Here is a 13,956-nt window from a genome sequence, read left to right as displayed (position 1 = left end):
ATAAAGTTAGTTTGTCTAGCATCTAAAATAAAAATTGACGTTTCACGTTGTTTGTTTCGTTCAGTTTTCAAAGAACTTGTCCGCCGCTTCAGAAGCGACTTCATCATATTAACATCTTCATTTTTCGATGTCAACTAAGTTTTAAAATTTCTTTTTGTCGTTTTCTGCGTTTCCGCATCAGCGACGTTTATTAATATACCATCACACTTTTTAAATAACAAGTGTTTTTTATAAAAAATACAAAAAAATTATCTATCCTACTTTCTTCTATAGAAATAACTATTATCCTCTCTACTAAAAATAGTTATTCTGATTGCATAATACTACACTTCATTCAACCAAATTGCATTTCACAATACCTTCCCAGATTTTCATTCTCTTCTATATTAAAATTTATAATAATTATCCTTCTATAGAATAACGATATAACTTAGCATTAAGAAAAAATTCCATCTACATTAAACAACCACTCACGCGCATTAATCCTTCCTTCTCATTCAAAAATTTAAATCCCTACAAATAACAACATTCCAACACAAATATGAACTTAAAATTATTGTTAGAATTTTTTTACATTTAATTAATGAAAAATATCCATTTTTTGTTATATAGTAAGAAAGGACGTACTCAACTACAAATAAACCAATGGAGGAATTATTTTATGGATAGGTTAACAAAGTTTTCATTAAAAAACCGAGCTGCCATTATCATCATGATTTTTCTCATTTCCATACTCGGTTTGTATTCCGGCTCTAAATTACCTATGGAATTTTTACCAAGTATCGACAATCCAGCAATCACCGTCACAACCTTATCTCAAGGACTCGATGCTGAAACGATGACAAAGGATGTAACTGATCCTCTCGAAAAACAATTTCGCAATTTAGAACACGTCGACACCATTACTTCTTCTACACACGAGGGATTATCACGGATCGACATTGCGTATACATCAAAAGCAAACATGAAAGATGCAGCACGCGAAGTCGAAAAAGCCGTCAATACAATTAAATTACCTAAAGATGTAACCAAGCCCGTAGTTAGTCAATTAAACACTTCTATGATTCCACTCGCCCAAATTACTATCCAGAAACAAAACGGTTTTTCAAAAGCGGATGAAAAACAAATTGAAAAAGAAATCGTACCACAACTCGAAAACATTGATGGTGTTGCCAACGTTATGTTTTTCGGAAAATCCACCTCTGAATTATCTATCGTACTTGATCCGAACCAATTAAAAAACAAAAACGTAACATCACAGCAGGCACTAACTGTTTTACAAGGAAAAGAAACTTCTACTCCAGCTGGGGCAATTACTGTTAATCAGGAAGAATACAACCTCCGCGTCATTGGGGACATAAAAAATGTAAATGACATTAAAAACATCACTGTGGCACCCCAGGTGAAATTGCAAGACATTGCTCAAATTGAAATTAAACAACACTACGATACAATCTCACATATAAACGGAGAAGAAGGCACAGGATTAATCATCATGAAAGAACCGAGTAAAAATGCAGTTGCCATTGGAAAAGAGATTGATAAAAAAGTTAAAGCGATAGATAAGGAATATAAAGATCAATTTTCTATTAAACTTTTGGCTTCAACCCATGAACAAGTTGAAAATGCTGTTACTAGCATGGGAAAAGAAGTAATACTTGGAGCAATCGCTGCAACTCTAATTATCTTAATCTTTTTACGTAACTTCCGAACAACACTCATCGCTGTTGTCAGTATTCCATTATCTATTTTATTAACTCTCTTTTTACTACATCAATCTAACATTACGCTTAACATTTTAACACTCGGTGGTTTAGCTGTTGCAGTTGGACGTCTCGTCGATGATAGTATCGTTGTCATCGAGAATATTTTCCGCCGTTTACAAAAAGATTCTTTCTCTAAAGATATCATTCTCGATGCAACGAAAGAGGTCGCAGTCGCAATTACTTCTTCTACTTTAACGACGGTCGCTGTTTTTTTACCTATCGGCCTCGTATCAGGAGCAATCGGAAAATTAATGTTACCTATGGTATTAGCAGTTGTATATTCTATATTATCATCCTTAATCGTTGCACTAACAGTTGTTCCACTTATGGCTTTTTTACTACTCAAAAAAACAAAGCATCGAAAGCCAAGTTCTTCATCACGATATGTCGCTACGTTAAAGTGGGCTCTTTCTCATAAATTCATTATTCTACTTACTGCATTTTTATTATTTGTAGGATCAATTGCAGCTTATATATTACTACCGAAAGCAAACATAAAATCTGAAGACGACACAATGTTATCTATTAACATGACATTTCCAGCCGATTATAATGCTGAATCTCAAAAACAAAAAGCATTTGATTTTGAAAAGAAATTACTTTCTAATTCAGATATAACAGACGTTATTTTACGAATGGGATCTAGCGCAGAAGATGCACAATGGGGGCAAACAACTAAAAATAACCTCGCTAGTATATTCGTAGTCTTTAAAAAAGGTTCTGATATTGATCAATATATTAAAGAGTTAAAAAAGGAACATAAAACTTTTGAGCCTGCTGAACTTGATTATATAAAAACAAGTTATTCGAGCTCTGGCGGCGGCAATAACTTACAATTTAACGTAACAGCTACTAACGAAGCGGATTTAAAAGAGGCGGCTACTATCGTTGAAACAAAACTAAAAAGCATGGATGATCTTTCTAAAGTAAAAACAAATTTAGAAGACTCTAAGAAAGAATGGCAAATTCATATTGATCAAACAAAGGCTGAACAACTAGGTTTAACACCAGAAATAGCTGCGCAACAAGTAGCATTCCCTATGAAGAAATCACCTATTGGCGAAATTACAATTAATAATGAAAAAGCTACTATTATGATAGAACACAAAAAAGAAAACATTAATAAACAAGAAGATATTTTAAATACAAACATACTATCACCTATTAATGGACCAATACCTTTAAAAGACATCGCAACTATTTCAGAAAAACAAATACAAACAGAAATTTTCCATAAAGACGGAAAAGAAACAATCCAAATTACAGCCGAAGCTTCAAATGAAGATTTGAGTAAAGTAAACACAGCAGTAAATAAAGCGATGACTGACTTAGATTTACCTAGTGGTGCAAAAGTAAATATCGCAGGAGCTACTGAATCTATGCAAGAGAATTTTACAGATTTATTCAAAATTATGGGGATTGCAATCGGGATTGTATATTTAATTATGGTTATCACCTTCGGGCAAGCACGTGCTCCTTTTGCAATCCTATTCTCCTTACCATTAGCTGCTGTCGGTGGCATTTTAGGATTAATCATTTCACGAACACCTGTTGATGTAAATTCCTTGATCGGCGCATTAATGTTAATCGGGATTGTTGTTACAAACGCTATTGTATTAATAGAAAGAGTCCAACAAAATCGGGAACATGGAATGGAAACTAGAGAAGCCTTACTTGAAGCAGGTTCTACTAGACTACGCCCAATTATTATGACAGCTATTACAACAATCGTTGCTATGCTCCCACTCCTATTTGGCCAATCCCAAGCAGGAAGTATGGTATCAAAAAGTTTAGCCGTCGTTGTCATCGGCGGTTTGGCAGTCTCAACTGCTCTTACATTAGTAGTCGTTCCAGTTATGTATGAACTATTAGATAAAATCGGGAGAAAAAGACGCTCCCGTAGGAAAATAAGCACTTCTACAGAAACACCTGATATTTAAAAACAAAAGGCGTTATCTTCACAAATGAAGATAACGCCTTTTCTCTATTTAGTCATATAATCCATCATTTTTTCCACATATTGCTCTATAGGTTTACTAGAATCCACAATAAGGTATTCATTATTTGAAGGTCTTTTACTACCATTTAACCACTTTTTAAAACCTACTTCCGACTCCACCTTTTCAATTTGACTGATCATACGCTTACGTGTTTGCAGTCTCCTATTAATCTCTTCCATATCATTAAGATAACACTCAATATATTTATATTTCACACCATGTTTATTTGATAGTTCAATCCCTTTTTCAACCATTCCCTCATATAAACACGGACTATCCAATATAACACTATGCTCTTGTTCTAAATAAGAATCAATCAATACCCATTCGGCATCATAAACAAGCCCACCAACAATCGTTGATTCAATTCCTTTTACTTTTAATGATTTTAACAACGCGGATTTCAAAACATCATGATCTATAATTACAGCACCTGTTAATTTCGCTATATACTTAGAAACTGTCGATTTTCCTGACCCAGGGAAACCTGACATTTGCAGAAAAAACAAATTAAAACTCCTCTCTAAATTACATCTGTTCTTCTTTATAATTTATGCCGCTTTTACCTTTTTCGTTGTTTTACTTTTTCTTTTCGTTCCTGTAAAGCGCTTGTGTAATATAGATGCTATCAAGCGTGAAATAACATTGAATAGTAATACCATAATAATTAATACAGCTGCAGATTTTGTCGCAATCAACTTCGCATCTGGAATAACTCCTTCAGAATTTAATTTCCAAATGTGAACCGCTAATGTTTCAGCTGGTCTAAACGGATTTAAAGGATGCGCAGGACTTGAGAAATCCGCTGCTGAATTTAAAATCGGGGATGTTAAACCCGCTGTGTAAATTAATGCTGCCGCTTCCCCAAATATACGACCCGCCGCTAAAATAATCCCTGTAATAATTTGTGGTAATGACGATGGGATAATAATACGAGCGATTGTTTGCCACTTCGTTGCACCTAATCCAAGACTTGCCTCTTTTACATTCTGAGGAACTTCTGAAATCGCATTTTCACAAACACGCGTTAAACCTGGTAAATTTAAAATAGTTAAAGCAAGAGCACCACCCATTACTGTGTATCCCCAACCTGTCATTGTAACGAACACTAACAAACCAAATAAACCAACAACAATAGAAGGTAAAGACGCCATCGTCTCTATACATAGACGAACAAAATTTAAAAAACGTCCTTGTTTTGCGTACTCTGCTAAATATATTCCAGCACCTAATCCAAGAGGAATAGATATAATAAGCGTTATAACAAGCATGTAGAAGGAATTGAATAACTGCGGACCAATCCCACCACCAGCTCTTGTATTGCTTGGTTCTCCAAACAAGAAATTAGGATCCCAAAATCCCCATCCCTTTTGTAAAATCTCAAATACTAAGAACACTAGCAAAGCTACAACTAAAGCCGCAACCGCATAAAAGATACCCGTCCAAACTTTATTTACCGTTCTTGCATTCATTATTATCGCTCACCTCTTTGCCCAATCGCTCGAATTACTAAAATAAACAGGAATGAAATAACAAGTAAAATCATCGCTAAAGTCCATAGCGCATTGTTCCAAGCAGTTCCGTTCAATGTATTCGTCATGTCCATTGTTAAAATACCAGTTAACGTCGCTGTCGGACTATATATTCCTTCTGGTAATTTAATCGTATTCCCGATTACCATTTGAACCGCTAACGCTTCACCGAAAGCACGCGCTAAGCCTAAAACAACACCTGTTAAAATCCCTTTTTTCGCAGCAGGAACAATCACTCGGCTAATCGCTTGCCATTTCGTTGAACCTAGACCATAAGAAGCTTCTAAATAATCAAATGGAACAGAACGTATTGCATCAGAAGCGATACTAGCAATAGTAGGTAAAATCATAATACTTAATACAACAATACCTGCAATTAAACTAAAGCCTACTCCCCCAAACGAATCACGTAATAGTGGTACTAAAATCGTAACACCTAATAATCCGTATACAACCGAAGGAATACCAACTAACAATTCTAGAACAGGCTTCAATACTTTATTTCCAAACTTTGGCGAAATTAAATTCATGAATATAGCAAGAGCTATAGCAATTGGTGCACTAATAATAACCGCACCTAACGAAACCACCGTTGAACCTACAATGAAAATTAAAGCCCCGAAGGATCCTTGATCAGCATTTGGATTCCATTTTGTCGATGTTAACATCTCAGTAAATGAGATACCACTTTGTGTAAAAGATTGAATACCTTTACCACAAATAAACGCAATAATAGCTAATGTAATTAAAACAATAAAAATACCACAAAACGTAACAAGTGATCTTCCTATATATTCACTTTTCACGTAATTAATTTGCTTTTTCCCCTTCATCACAGGACAGACCCCACTTCACAGATTGAAATGAACAGGACTGGCCTTGCAGCCAGCCCCATAAAATTTTATTACTTATTTAATTTAGACATTGGAATGTAGCCCATATCTTCTACTTGCTTTTCAAAATCTTTACCTTTTACATAATCGATGTAAGCTTTCGTCGCTTCCTTCGCTTCACCTTTTGTTACCATATATTCGTAAGACCAGAATGGATATTTACCAGACGCGATGTTTTCAACTTTCGGTTCAGCACCATCAATTTTCACTGTTTGTAGTGCGCCTTTTTTCTCGCCCACCATGTAAGACATTGCTAAATAACTCACCGAACCAGGAGTAGAGTTAATCGCTTGCTCTACTGCACCGTTAGAATCTTGTGTTGTACCAGTTCCATCATTAATTTTCGCGTCTTTCATAATCGTTTTTTCAAATGTAGCACGTGTACCAGATGAAGCCGGACGATTAATTACATTGATTTTTTCATCTTTTCCGCCTACTTCTTTCCAGTTTGTTACTTTTCCAGTGAAGATATCTTGTACTTGTTGCATTGTTAAGTTATCAACTTTTACATCTTTATTTACGACAAGAGCGAATGCAATACCCGCTACCTTGTTATCTACTAATTCTTTCGCCTTTTCAGCATCTTTTATTTTATCTCCGGACGGAACATCTGAATTACCAATTTGTACTGCACCAGATGCTACTTGGTTAATCCCAGTTCCACTACCGCCACCTTGAACTTGAATAGAAACTTTTGAATTTTTCTCCATGAATTTCTTTCCAGCTTCCTCCGCAAGAGGTAGAAGAGCTGTAGAACCAGCCGCTGCAATCGTACCTGATAATTCTTGTTTTGTATTATCGCTTCCTTTAGCAGTGTCTTTACTAGTTGTATCTTCTGCTTTCCCACAACCAACTAATGCTCCTGCTACCACTAAAGCTGCTAAAGAAAATTTAATACCTTTTTTCATAACCATGTCTTGTACCCCCATTTGGATTATCACTTTTCGAATTCATTTTCTTTCGAACACAAATTCATTGTAGGACAACAATATTATGTGAGTGTTAAGCAATTTTTAATTTTAAGTAAATGACGATAATAATCCTTAAAAGCTAGAAATCCCAACATTTATAGTTAAATAACCAAACAAAAACCACACTAACTACACTGCAATGTAAATATATTCTTAACAATGTAAATTCAATGTAAATGTTTTTTTCTCTTTTTCCCTTTTCGTTAAAGTTACATTTACAATTCCGCTGTATTTTGTAATTTTTACACACCTAATTTATGCACATTAAAAATAATTTCAGTAATATTTTTTAGTACAACTAAATAAATTGGAACAATTCTAAAAATAAATGAATATTTTTAAAGTACTAATTGACAACATAATCCAATGTAGTCTACTATATTACTAACAAAAAGTTTACCTTAGGAAACTTTTTAAACTCAAACTAAAAATATAGAGATGAGGTAACTTTTATGGTATCGGCTAATACAAAACGACTTTCCGAATTTAAGACAGGAGAGTTTGTAAAAATTGAGAAGATACAATTAGAAGGAACTATGAAACGACGCTTATTAGATTTGGGATTTATCCCGGGGGCGACGATTAAAGTATTGCAACGCAGTCCACTTGGAGACCCGGTCGCTTATCAAGTGAGCAACACAACTATTGCACTGCGTAAAGAAGAAAGCTCCCTTATTTTCGGGGTATTAATAGGAGATGATTTCAGATGAGCAAACATCGTATCGCTTTAGCTGGTAACCCGAATACAGGGAAAAGTACATTATTTAATACTTTAACAGGCTTAAAACAACATACTGGAAACTGGACGGGAAAAACTGTTTTAAAAGCTGAAGGAGAATATGAACATAACGGAAGTAATTATACACTAATAGATTTACCTGGAACCTACTCACTATACTCAAATTCCGCAGACGAAGAAGTAGCGAGGGATTATATTATATTTGAAAAACCAGAAGTAACTGTAGTTGTTATAGACGCAACTGCTATGGAAAGAAATTTAAATTTAGCACTTCAAGTGATGGAGATGACAAACAATGTAGTCATTTGCATTAACTTAATTGATGAAGCCGAGAAAAAAGGGATTGTTATCGATGAAAAGAAATTAGCAAAATCACTTGGTGTGCCTGTCGTTAAAATTTCAGCACGTAACCGAGTAGGTATGGGTCATTTGCTAAATGTTATTGCAAAAGTAGCAAATAAAAAACTAATTCCAACACCAATTAAAATTACTTACAGCGAAAAAATCGAAAATATGATTCAGGAATTAGAACCACAAATTTATAAAGTGTTCGGTGATACGTATCCAGCACGTTGGATTGCGTTACGTATATTAGATGGAGATAAAAATTTCTTAACTACACTTCAAAAACACCATAATGAACCACTTGTAAGGGAGGTCGTAATTAATGGAATCTCACTCAGCCAGTAAAGCTCTTCCATTAGACTATATTATTCAACATGCACAAACACTTTCAAAAGAAGATATACGAGATGATATAGTCGGAGATATTTACCAAACATCTGCAAGCATATGTAAAGAATCTGTCCAATATACAAATACTGATAAATTATATCGTTCTGAAAAACTAGATAAAATTTTTACATCTCCAATCTGGGGATTCCCAATTATGCTCGGTATTTTATCTATTATTTTTTATCTTACAATTGCAGGCGCTAACGTACCATCTGATATGATTGCCGAATTCTTCGGATGGGCCGAAGGATATTTAACATCTTGGTTCCAAGCAGCGCATGCACCTGAATGGTTACATGGCATTTTAATACTTGGTTTGTTCCGTGGTATCGGTGCTGTTATTAGCGTTATGTTACCACCTATGGCAATCTTTTTCCCTATGTTCGCGCTATTAGAAAACTACGGATACTTACCACGTGTCGCGTTTAATATGGACCGCTTATTCAAACGATCCGGCGCACACGGGAAACAATCTTTAACAATGGCAATGGGATTTGGTTGTAATGCAGCAGCCATTATGTCAACACGTATCATTGAATCACCACGTGAACGTATGCTAGCAATTTTAACGAACAACTTCGTTCCTTGTAACGGTCGCTGGCCTATGTTAATTTTAATGGCTTCACTATTTATGGCTGCTGGTTATACAGGCAGTATGCAAACATTGGTTACTGCTGGCGTTGTAGTTGGAATGGTTGTAATTGGGGTTATTATGACATTAACTGTTTCTTGGGTACTATCAAAAACAGCCTTAAAAGGGGTTCCAACTCACTACACACTTGAGTTACCTCCGTACCGCAAGCCAAAAGTTTGGAATACAATTGTTCGCGCAACACTCGATAAATCAATCTATGTTTTAAAACGAGCTATAGTTGTTGCTGCCCCTGCGGCTGCATTAACTTGGTTACTTGCTAACATTTTTATCGGTGACACAAGCTTACTTATGTATTTTGTAAACTTCCTAGATCCATTCGCTAAAATGTTAGGACTTGACGGGTTTATTCTAGCTGCGTTCATTCTTGGACTACCAGCGAATGAAATTGTTATCCCAATTTTATTAATGTCTTACTTATCAACTGGGGCTTTAACTGAAATAGATGATTTTAATCAAATTAAAAATCTATTCCTAGAAAATGGTTGGACTTGGTTAACAGCGTTAAACACAATGTTGTTCTCACTTCTTCATTTCCCGTGCGGAACAACACTGGTTAACATATATAAAGAAACAAAAAGTGCAAAATGGACATTCTTATCGTTTGCAATCCCTACCGTTATCGCCATTGTTGTGACATTCCTCTCTACACAATTGGTACATTGGTTAGGGCTTGTATAAAGCAAAGCATACATAGAAGGTATCCCCCTTCACATATGCTTTGTATAAAAGAAACCTGAAATCATTCAGGTTTCTTTTTTTGCACATCAGTATTCCAAGGCTGCGCTCCATACGTTGTGAGTTTCTTATGAATAAAGTATATGGCTCCTGGAAGAATTGCTATTAATATTGTGCAACTAATTCCTAATCCAGTAAACAACTTCCATCACCTTACTTCACTTTCTTTGGTAATGCTGAACCTGAATGTTCAATTGTTGGATCAACGTGAACATTAATTTCAGCATTACTAAAATAATTTTGGCCTTGATCCCAATTCTTACTAATTTTCTTCCACTCTTTATAATTATGCCTCTTATATACCTCTCCTAATTCCAATACATCTACCTTATATTTTTTTTGAACAAGCTGTATAGACTTTTCAATACGCTTCTTCATTTCCTTTGAAATCTCTTTCTTTAAAAACTTTTCATTCATCACTTGTTTCGGTTCATTAAAATGTAACTCAGCTAATATGCCTTCTGTGGACAAATGAATATCAAACTTCGGTTTTGTAGCATTTTCAGTAGACACTTGGATCTTTCGGCGCAACTTATGAATTTCATATGTAATGAGCTGATTCTTTTTACGAACAGTAAAGAAACCTCCAATTTTTTTACCTATTACATAGTTCATTCCTAATGTTTGTTCTCCACTCAAAGTTCCAACGCACTTATTATCCTTTCCACGGATCAATGCCGCTCCTTCCATTTGTACGCCTTGTTTAGTTAATCCTAAGAGAGGTAATGCAAAACTTCGATCTGCGATCATTTTCCCTTGTACTTCACCAATTCTCGCCGCCTCAATCATTTGAGCGTTTTTCGGAGGATGTTCAGCTAACATATCAATGTACTGCGCCGGTAAGTTTTCAGGTTTTGCACTCTGTTTTAAAATAGATTCTGCATTTTTCTTGGAAACGAACAAACGAATATTTCTTCTCATTTCATGATCACGAAAATATACATCTAACGTATTTTGCAAAACATACGGATTCGCTAGCAATTCATCCGAAAAAATAATGACTTGTATATGCGGAAAAAATAATGTTCGACTAATTTTTTTAGCAATTATTCTTATTTGCTCAAAGACGCTATCTGCTTTCGCACTTACGTTAATATAATTTTCACTATCTCCATCGCCCTGTCCACCTTGTTGTGCTAACTTACTGGGAAGTACCATCTGATACGTCCCTTTCACAATCGGATTTGATTTCTTTTTCTTCACAATATCGTAAGCTGCGCCTACTACAAATCCTCTTTCTTCTATTTCTTCTAGTTCAGAGCACCCACTTATAGATCCAGCTAAAACCATAACCATTATAATTTTAAGAAGGTGTTTCATTTCTACCATTCCTTCTTTTTATTTTATATACAATAAAAACTAGCAAAGGAGCTAATACGACAAACCCCATATCTATCCACGCTAAATACGTTCCGTAACTTGATAACGTATCTAAATTACCAGGGAGCATATTCAGCATAAAAATCAGAGGCGCGCTTCCGAAAATAAAAATATGTTTCTTCACTTTCGGAAACATGGCACAAAATAATAAAGATGCGACGTCATAATACATTGCTGTAGTGTTATAAATAGTAATAATCCAAGTTGTAAAAAAAATTGCATCGAACCTTTCTAAAAAGCCTCCACCAATTTCAATTTCTTTCCCTAATTCAATTGTTGGATATGTCAATCCACGAGTTGTCATATACGTAAAAACACTAATACAAGTTACATAAATTAAAATGTATGAGAGCACATTTACTATTACTGCTTTCGCAACTGCCATTGGTGCCTTTTTCGCTGTCTTATCATTCAACAACACAGCATAAAACAGAGCTACCTCAAATCCAATAAATGTGAATATAGAATTTTTAACCCCAACAGCGTATTGACTTACTTCCGTTTGGAAAGCTGGAAACAAATTGTTTATTTCCATTAAATTTATATTTAATAAAGAAAGAAGCACTATTGCAATTAAGACAATAGGTAAGAACATAACATTTAATCGTAATAAAGCTGCTCTTGACCCTGCTATTCCATAGATAACAACTAATAAGAAGAAAAAAGATAGTAACTGTACCGGTGTCTCACTAAATAAATACGTTTGCGAAATTATTGCAATCATTCGTGATTCATATGCTGTCAAAGCAGCAAACGTTAATACTAAAACCATACTAATCGTGTATGCTACCGGCTTTGTCAAATGTGCACTCGTATATTGAACAAAGTTTTGTTTTGGAAATAAAATAGCCACCCTCGTTACAAACCAGCCTAAAACTGCACATATCAATCCACCCAAAAGCAAAATAATCCAACCATCTGAAAATAAAGTTTGGTTAGCAATATCCCTTGGCATAGATAATGCTCCTATACCAATAATGGTCGATGATACCGCAAACCCAATTTCCCGAGATCCAATTTCTTCATCGCCATACTCAAATGGTTTCAATTATTTTCGCTCCTTTGGACGTACTGTAGAATCTTTCGTTTGTAAATATTCCGGTCTCTCTTTCAACATTGATTTTGGCATGCGAATAAACTCTTCTTTCCAATCTTTATAAAATGCGGGAGCAATTGGAGTTGTATACGGTACACCAACACTTGTTAAATTTGTAATATGAACAGCAAGCGCAATAAGAGCTAGAATGATTCCATACAACCCAAAAGCCGTTGCTGCTAACACAAAGACGAAAAGTAAAATCCGAAACGTAATTGTGATGCTATACACTGGAAGTGAAAATGTAGCAATAGCTGTAACCGCAATAATGATAACTAAAAATGGATTTACAATTCCTGCATTCACCGCTGCCTCTCCAATTACAAGACCACCTACAATCCCAATTGTTTGTCCCATCGGTTTCGGCAACCTAATTCCTGCTTCTCTTATTAACTCCATCGTTAATGCCATCATTAACGTTTCAATATAGGCAGGAAAAGGAACACCTTCTCTTGCTCCAGCAATCGAATAAGCCAATTTAGAAGGAATAAGTCCTTGGTGATATGAGACGAGCGCTACATACATCGCCGGCATTAAAATTGCAACTACACCAGAACCCATCCGCAAAATTCTTAATAAAGTCCCTATTACCCAACGCTCATAGTGATCTTCCACAGATTGAAAAATATCAACAAATACTAGCGGAGCTATAAGGGCAAAAGGTGATCCATCCACCAAAATAGCTGCCTTTCCTTTCGCTAATGAGGCCACAATATTATCAGGCCTTTCCGTATTCAAAAACTGCGGAAACGGTGATAAATTATTATCTTGAATTAATTGCTCAATTGTACCCGTCTCAAAAACGACATCTGTCACTATGGATTGAAGACGCCGATCTAGCTCTTTTACAATGTAAGGATTGATAATGTCTTCTATATATACTAAAGTCACTTCTTTTTGGGATCTCTTTCCCATAATATAAGATTGAAATCTCAGCTTTGGGTCACGTAAACTACGGCGAATTAACATTTTATTTACGTTAATATCTTCATTTAATCCGACCCTCGGTCCACGTATTAAATCTTCTGTTACTGGCGGTTCTAAACTTCTTTTTTCCCAAGCTCTACTATTAATTACGATAGCAGTTTGAATATTATCAATTAATATGACTGTATCTCCCGCTAAAATCGCATTTATAATATCTGGAAACGTTGTCTTCTTACCTACTTCTGCAATAGAAATAAAACGATCCAATAATGTTTGAACAACAGCTTCGTCTTTTTGTACTTCTTCATATTGAAGTGTACGAACGACATATTTATAAACATTATCCTTATCTGTTAACCCACATAAAAAAACAACAGCACAGCGTGTAAAACTACCAGCAAGGGCAACTTCCCTAATTGTTAAATCATTAGGCGAACCTAACTCATCCCTAATTTCTTTCATAACTTCAAATAAGTTACCTTTTAGCTCTAACAAGTCCCCCACCTAACTTCCTTTTCAACAAGTTT

At 35.2% G+C, this 13,956-nt stretch carries 11 protein-coding genes; 4 read left to right on the top strand and 7 right to left on the bottom strand.

Annotated features, from left to right (window positions below; all coding sequences use genetic code 11):
* Positions 1–661: 661 nt before the first annotated feature.
* Entirely contained in the window at positions 662–3,706 is a 3,045-nt protein-coding gene (locus tag ACS2QP_RS13120) for an efflux RND transporter permease subunit (protein ID WP_438882491.1), read from the top strand.
* 44 nt (positions 3,707–3,750) lie between these two features.
* Here the strand turns inward: ACS2QP_RS13120 and ACS2QP_RS13115 are convergent, their stop codons facing one another.
* The 4 genes from ACS2QP_RS13115 to ACS2QP_RS13100 all read right to left on the bottom strand — a co-directional run bounded on the left by ACS2QP_RS13115 (position 3,751) and on the right by ACS2QP_RS13100 (position 7,105).
* Positions 3,751–4,275, bottom strand: coding sequence for an AAA family ATPase (locus ACS2QP_RS13115; protein WP_000465758.1), 525 nt, complete (start codon positions 4,273–4,275; stop codon positions 3,751–3,753).
* 42 nt (positions 4,276–4,317) lie between these two features.
* A complete protein-coding gene (gene pstA, locus ACS2QP_RS13110; RefSeq protein ID WP_000994141.1) occupies positions 4,318–5,238 on the bottom strand; it encodes a phosphate ABC transporter permease PstA in 921 nt (306 codons plus the stop codon).
* 2 nt (positions 5,239–5,240) lie between these two features.
* Entirely contained in the window at positions 5,241–6,131 is an 891-nt protein-coding gene (gene pstC / locus ACS2QP_RS13105) for a phosphate ABC transporter permease subunit PstC (RefSeq protein WP_000676676.1), read from the bottom strand.
* Positions 6,132–6,202: 71 nt separating this feature from the next.
* Positions 6,203–7,105 (bottom strand): phosphate ABC transporter substrate-binding protein PstS family protein, encoded by a 903-nt coding sequence (locus ACS2QP_RS13100; RefSeq protein ID WP_000245108.1) that lies wholly within the window; start codon positions 7,103–7,105, stop codon positions 6,203–6,205.
* Between the two features lie 509 nt (positions 7,106–7,614).
* Between ACS2QP_RS13100 and ACS2QP_RS13095 the strand changes: the two genes are divergently transcribed.
* The 3 genes from ACS2QP_RS13095 to ACS2QP_RS13085 are packed head-to-tail and all read left to right on the top strand — an operon-like array spanning position 7,615 to position 9,969.
* Positions 7,615–7,872 carry a FeoA family protein gene (locus ACS2QP_RS13095; protein WP_438882490.1) on the top strand — a complete coding sequence of 86 codons (258 nt, stop codon included), beginning with the start codon at positions 7,615–7,617 and terminating at the stop codon, positions 7,870–7,872.
* Positions 7,869–8,591 (top strand): FeoB small GTPase domain-containing protein, encoded by a 723-nt coding sequence (locus ACS2QP_RS13090; RefSeq protein WP_438882489.1) that lies wholly within the window; start codon positions 7,869–7,871, stop codon positions 8,589–8,591. The genes ACS2QP_RS13095 and ACS2QP_RS13090 overlap by 4 nt, the downstream gene beginning before the upstream one ends.
* A complete protein-coding gene (locus tag ACS2QP_RS13085; RefSeq protein ID WP_098536477.1) occupies positions 8,569–9,969 on the top strand; it encodes a nucleoside recognition domain-containing protein in 1,401 nt (466 codons plus the stop codon). The genes ACS2QP_RS13090 and ACS2QP_RS13085 overlap by 23 nt, the downstream gene beginning before the upstream one ends.
* A 210-nt stretch (positions 9,970–10,179) precedes the next feature.
* On the opposite strand, the gene gerLC is transcribed toward ACS2QP_RS13085, so the two are convergent.
* Genes gerLC through gerLA form a run of 3 tightly spaced genes read right to left on the bottom strand, consistent with a single transcriptional unit; the run spans position 10,180 to position 13,933 of the window.
* Entirely contained in the window at positions 10,180–11,346 is a 1,167-nt protein-coding gene (gerLC, locus tag ACS2QP_RS13080; protein ID WP_000681652.1) for a spore germination protein GerLC, read from the bottom strand.
* The gene (gene gerLB / locus ACS2QP_RS13075) at positions 11,330–12,454 is read right to left on the bottom strand and encodes a spore germination protein GerLB (protein WP_000801996.1); all 1,125 of its coding nucleotides are present in this window, start codon (positions 12,452–12,454) and stop codon (positions 11,330–11,332) included. Before gerLB ends, gerLC begins: the two co-directional genes overlap by 17 nt.
* Positions 12,455–13,933, bottom strand: a complete 1,479-nt coding sequence (gene gerLA / locus ACS2QP_RS13070; protein WP_438882488.1) for a spore germination protein GerLA — start codon at positions 13,931–13,933, stop codon at positions 12,455–12,457.
* Positions 13,934–13,956: the final 23 nt, after the last annotated feature.

The sequence above is a fragment of the Bacillus cereus group sp. Bce019 genome (assembly GCF_051781745.1).
GTDB classification, from domain to species: Bacteria; Bacillota; Bacilli; order Bacillales; family Bacillaceae_G; genus Bacillus_A; species Bacillus_A cereus.
The sequence above is the reverse complement of the archived record's forward strand: the minus strand, read 5'-3'. Positions and strand labels throughout refer to the sequence as shown.

Excerpts from the sequence above, each read along its gene's own strand:
- ACS2QP_RS13090 (WP_438882489.1), top strand. The coding sequence starts at position 7,869 with ATGAGCAAACATCGTATCGCTTTAGCTGGTAACCCGAATACAGGGAAA.
- ACS2QP_RS13085 (WP_098536477.1), top strand. The coding sequence starts at position 8,569 with ATGGAATCTCACTCAGCCAGTAAAGCTCTTCCATTAGACTATATTATT.
- pstA (WP_000994141.1), bottom strand. The coding sequence starts at position 5,238 with ATGAATGCAAGAACGGTAAATAAAGTTTGGACGGGTATCTTTTATGCG.
- gerLC (WP_000681652.1), bottom strand. The coding sequence starts at position 11,346 with ATGAAACACCTTCTTAAAATTATAATGGTTATGGTTTTAGCTGGATCT.
- ACS2QP_RS13100 (WP_000245108.1), bottom strand. The coding sequence starts at position 7,105 with ATGGTTATGAAAAAAGGTATTAAATTTTCTTTAGCAGCTTTAGTGGTA.
- ACS2QP_RS13095 (WP_438882490.1), top strand. The coding sequence starts at position 7,615 with ATGGTATCGGCTAATACAAAACGACTTTCCGAATTTAAGACAGGAGAG.
- ACS2QP_RS13120 (WP_438882491.1), top strand. The coding sequence starts at position 662 with ATGGATAGGTTAACAAAGTTTTCATTAAAAAACCGAGCTGCCATTATC.
- pstC (WP_000676676.1), bottom strand. The coding sequence starts at position 6,131 with ATGAAGGGGAAAAAGCAAATTAATTACGTGAAAAGTGAATATATAGGA.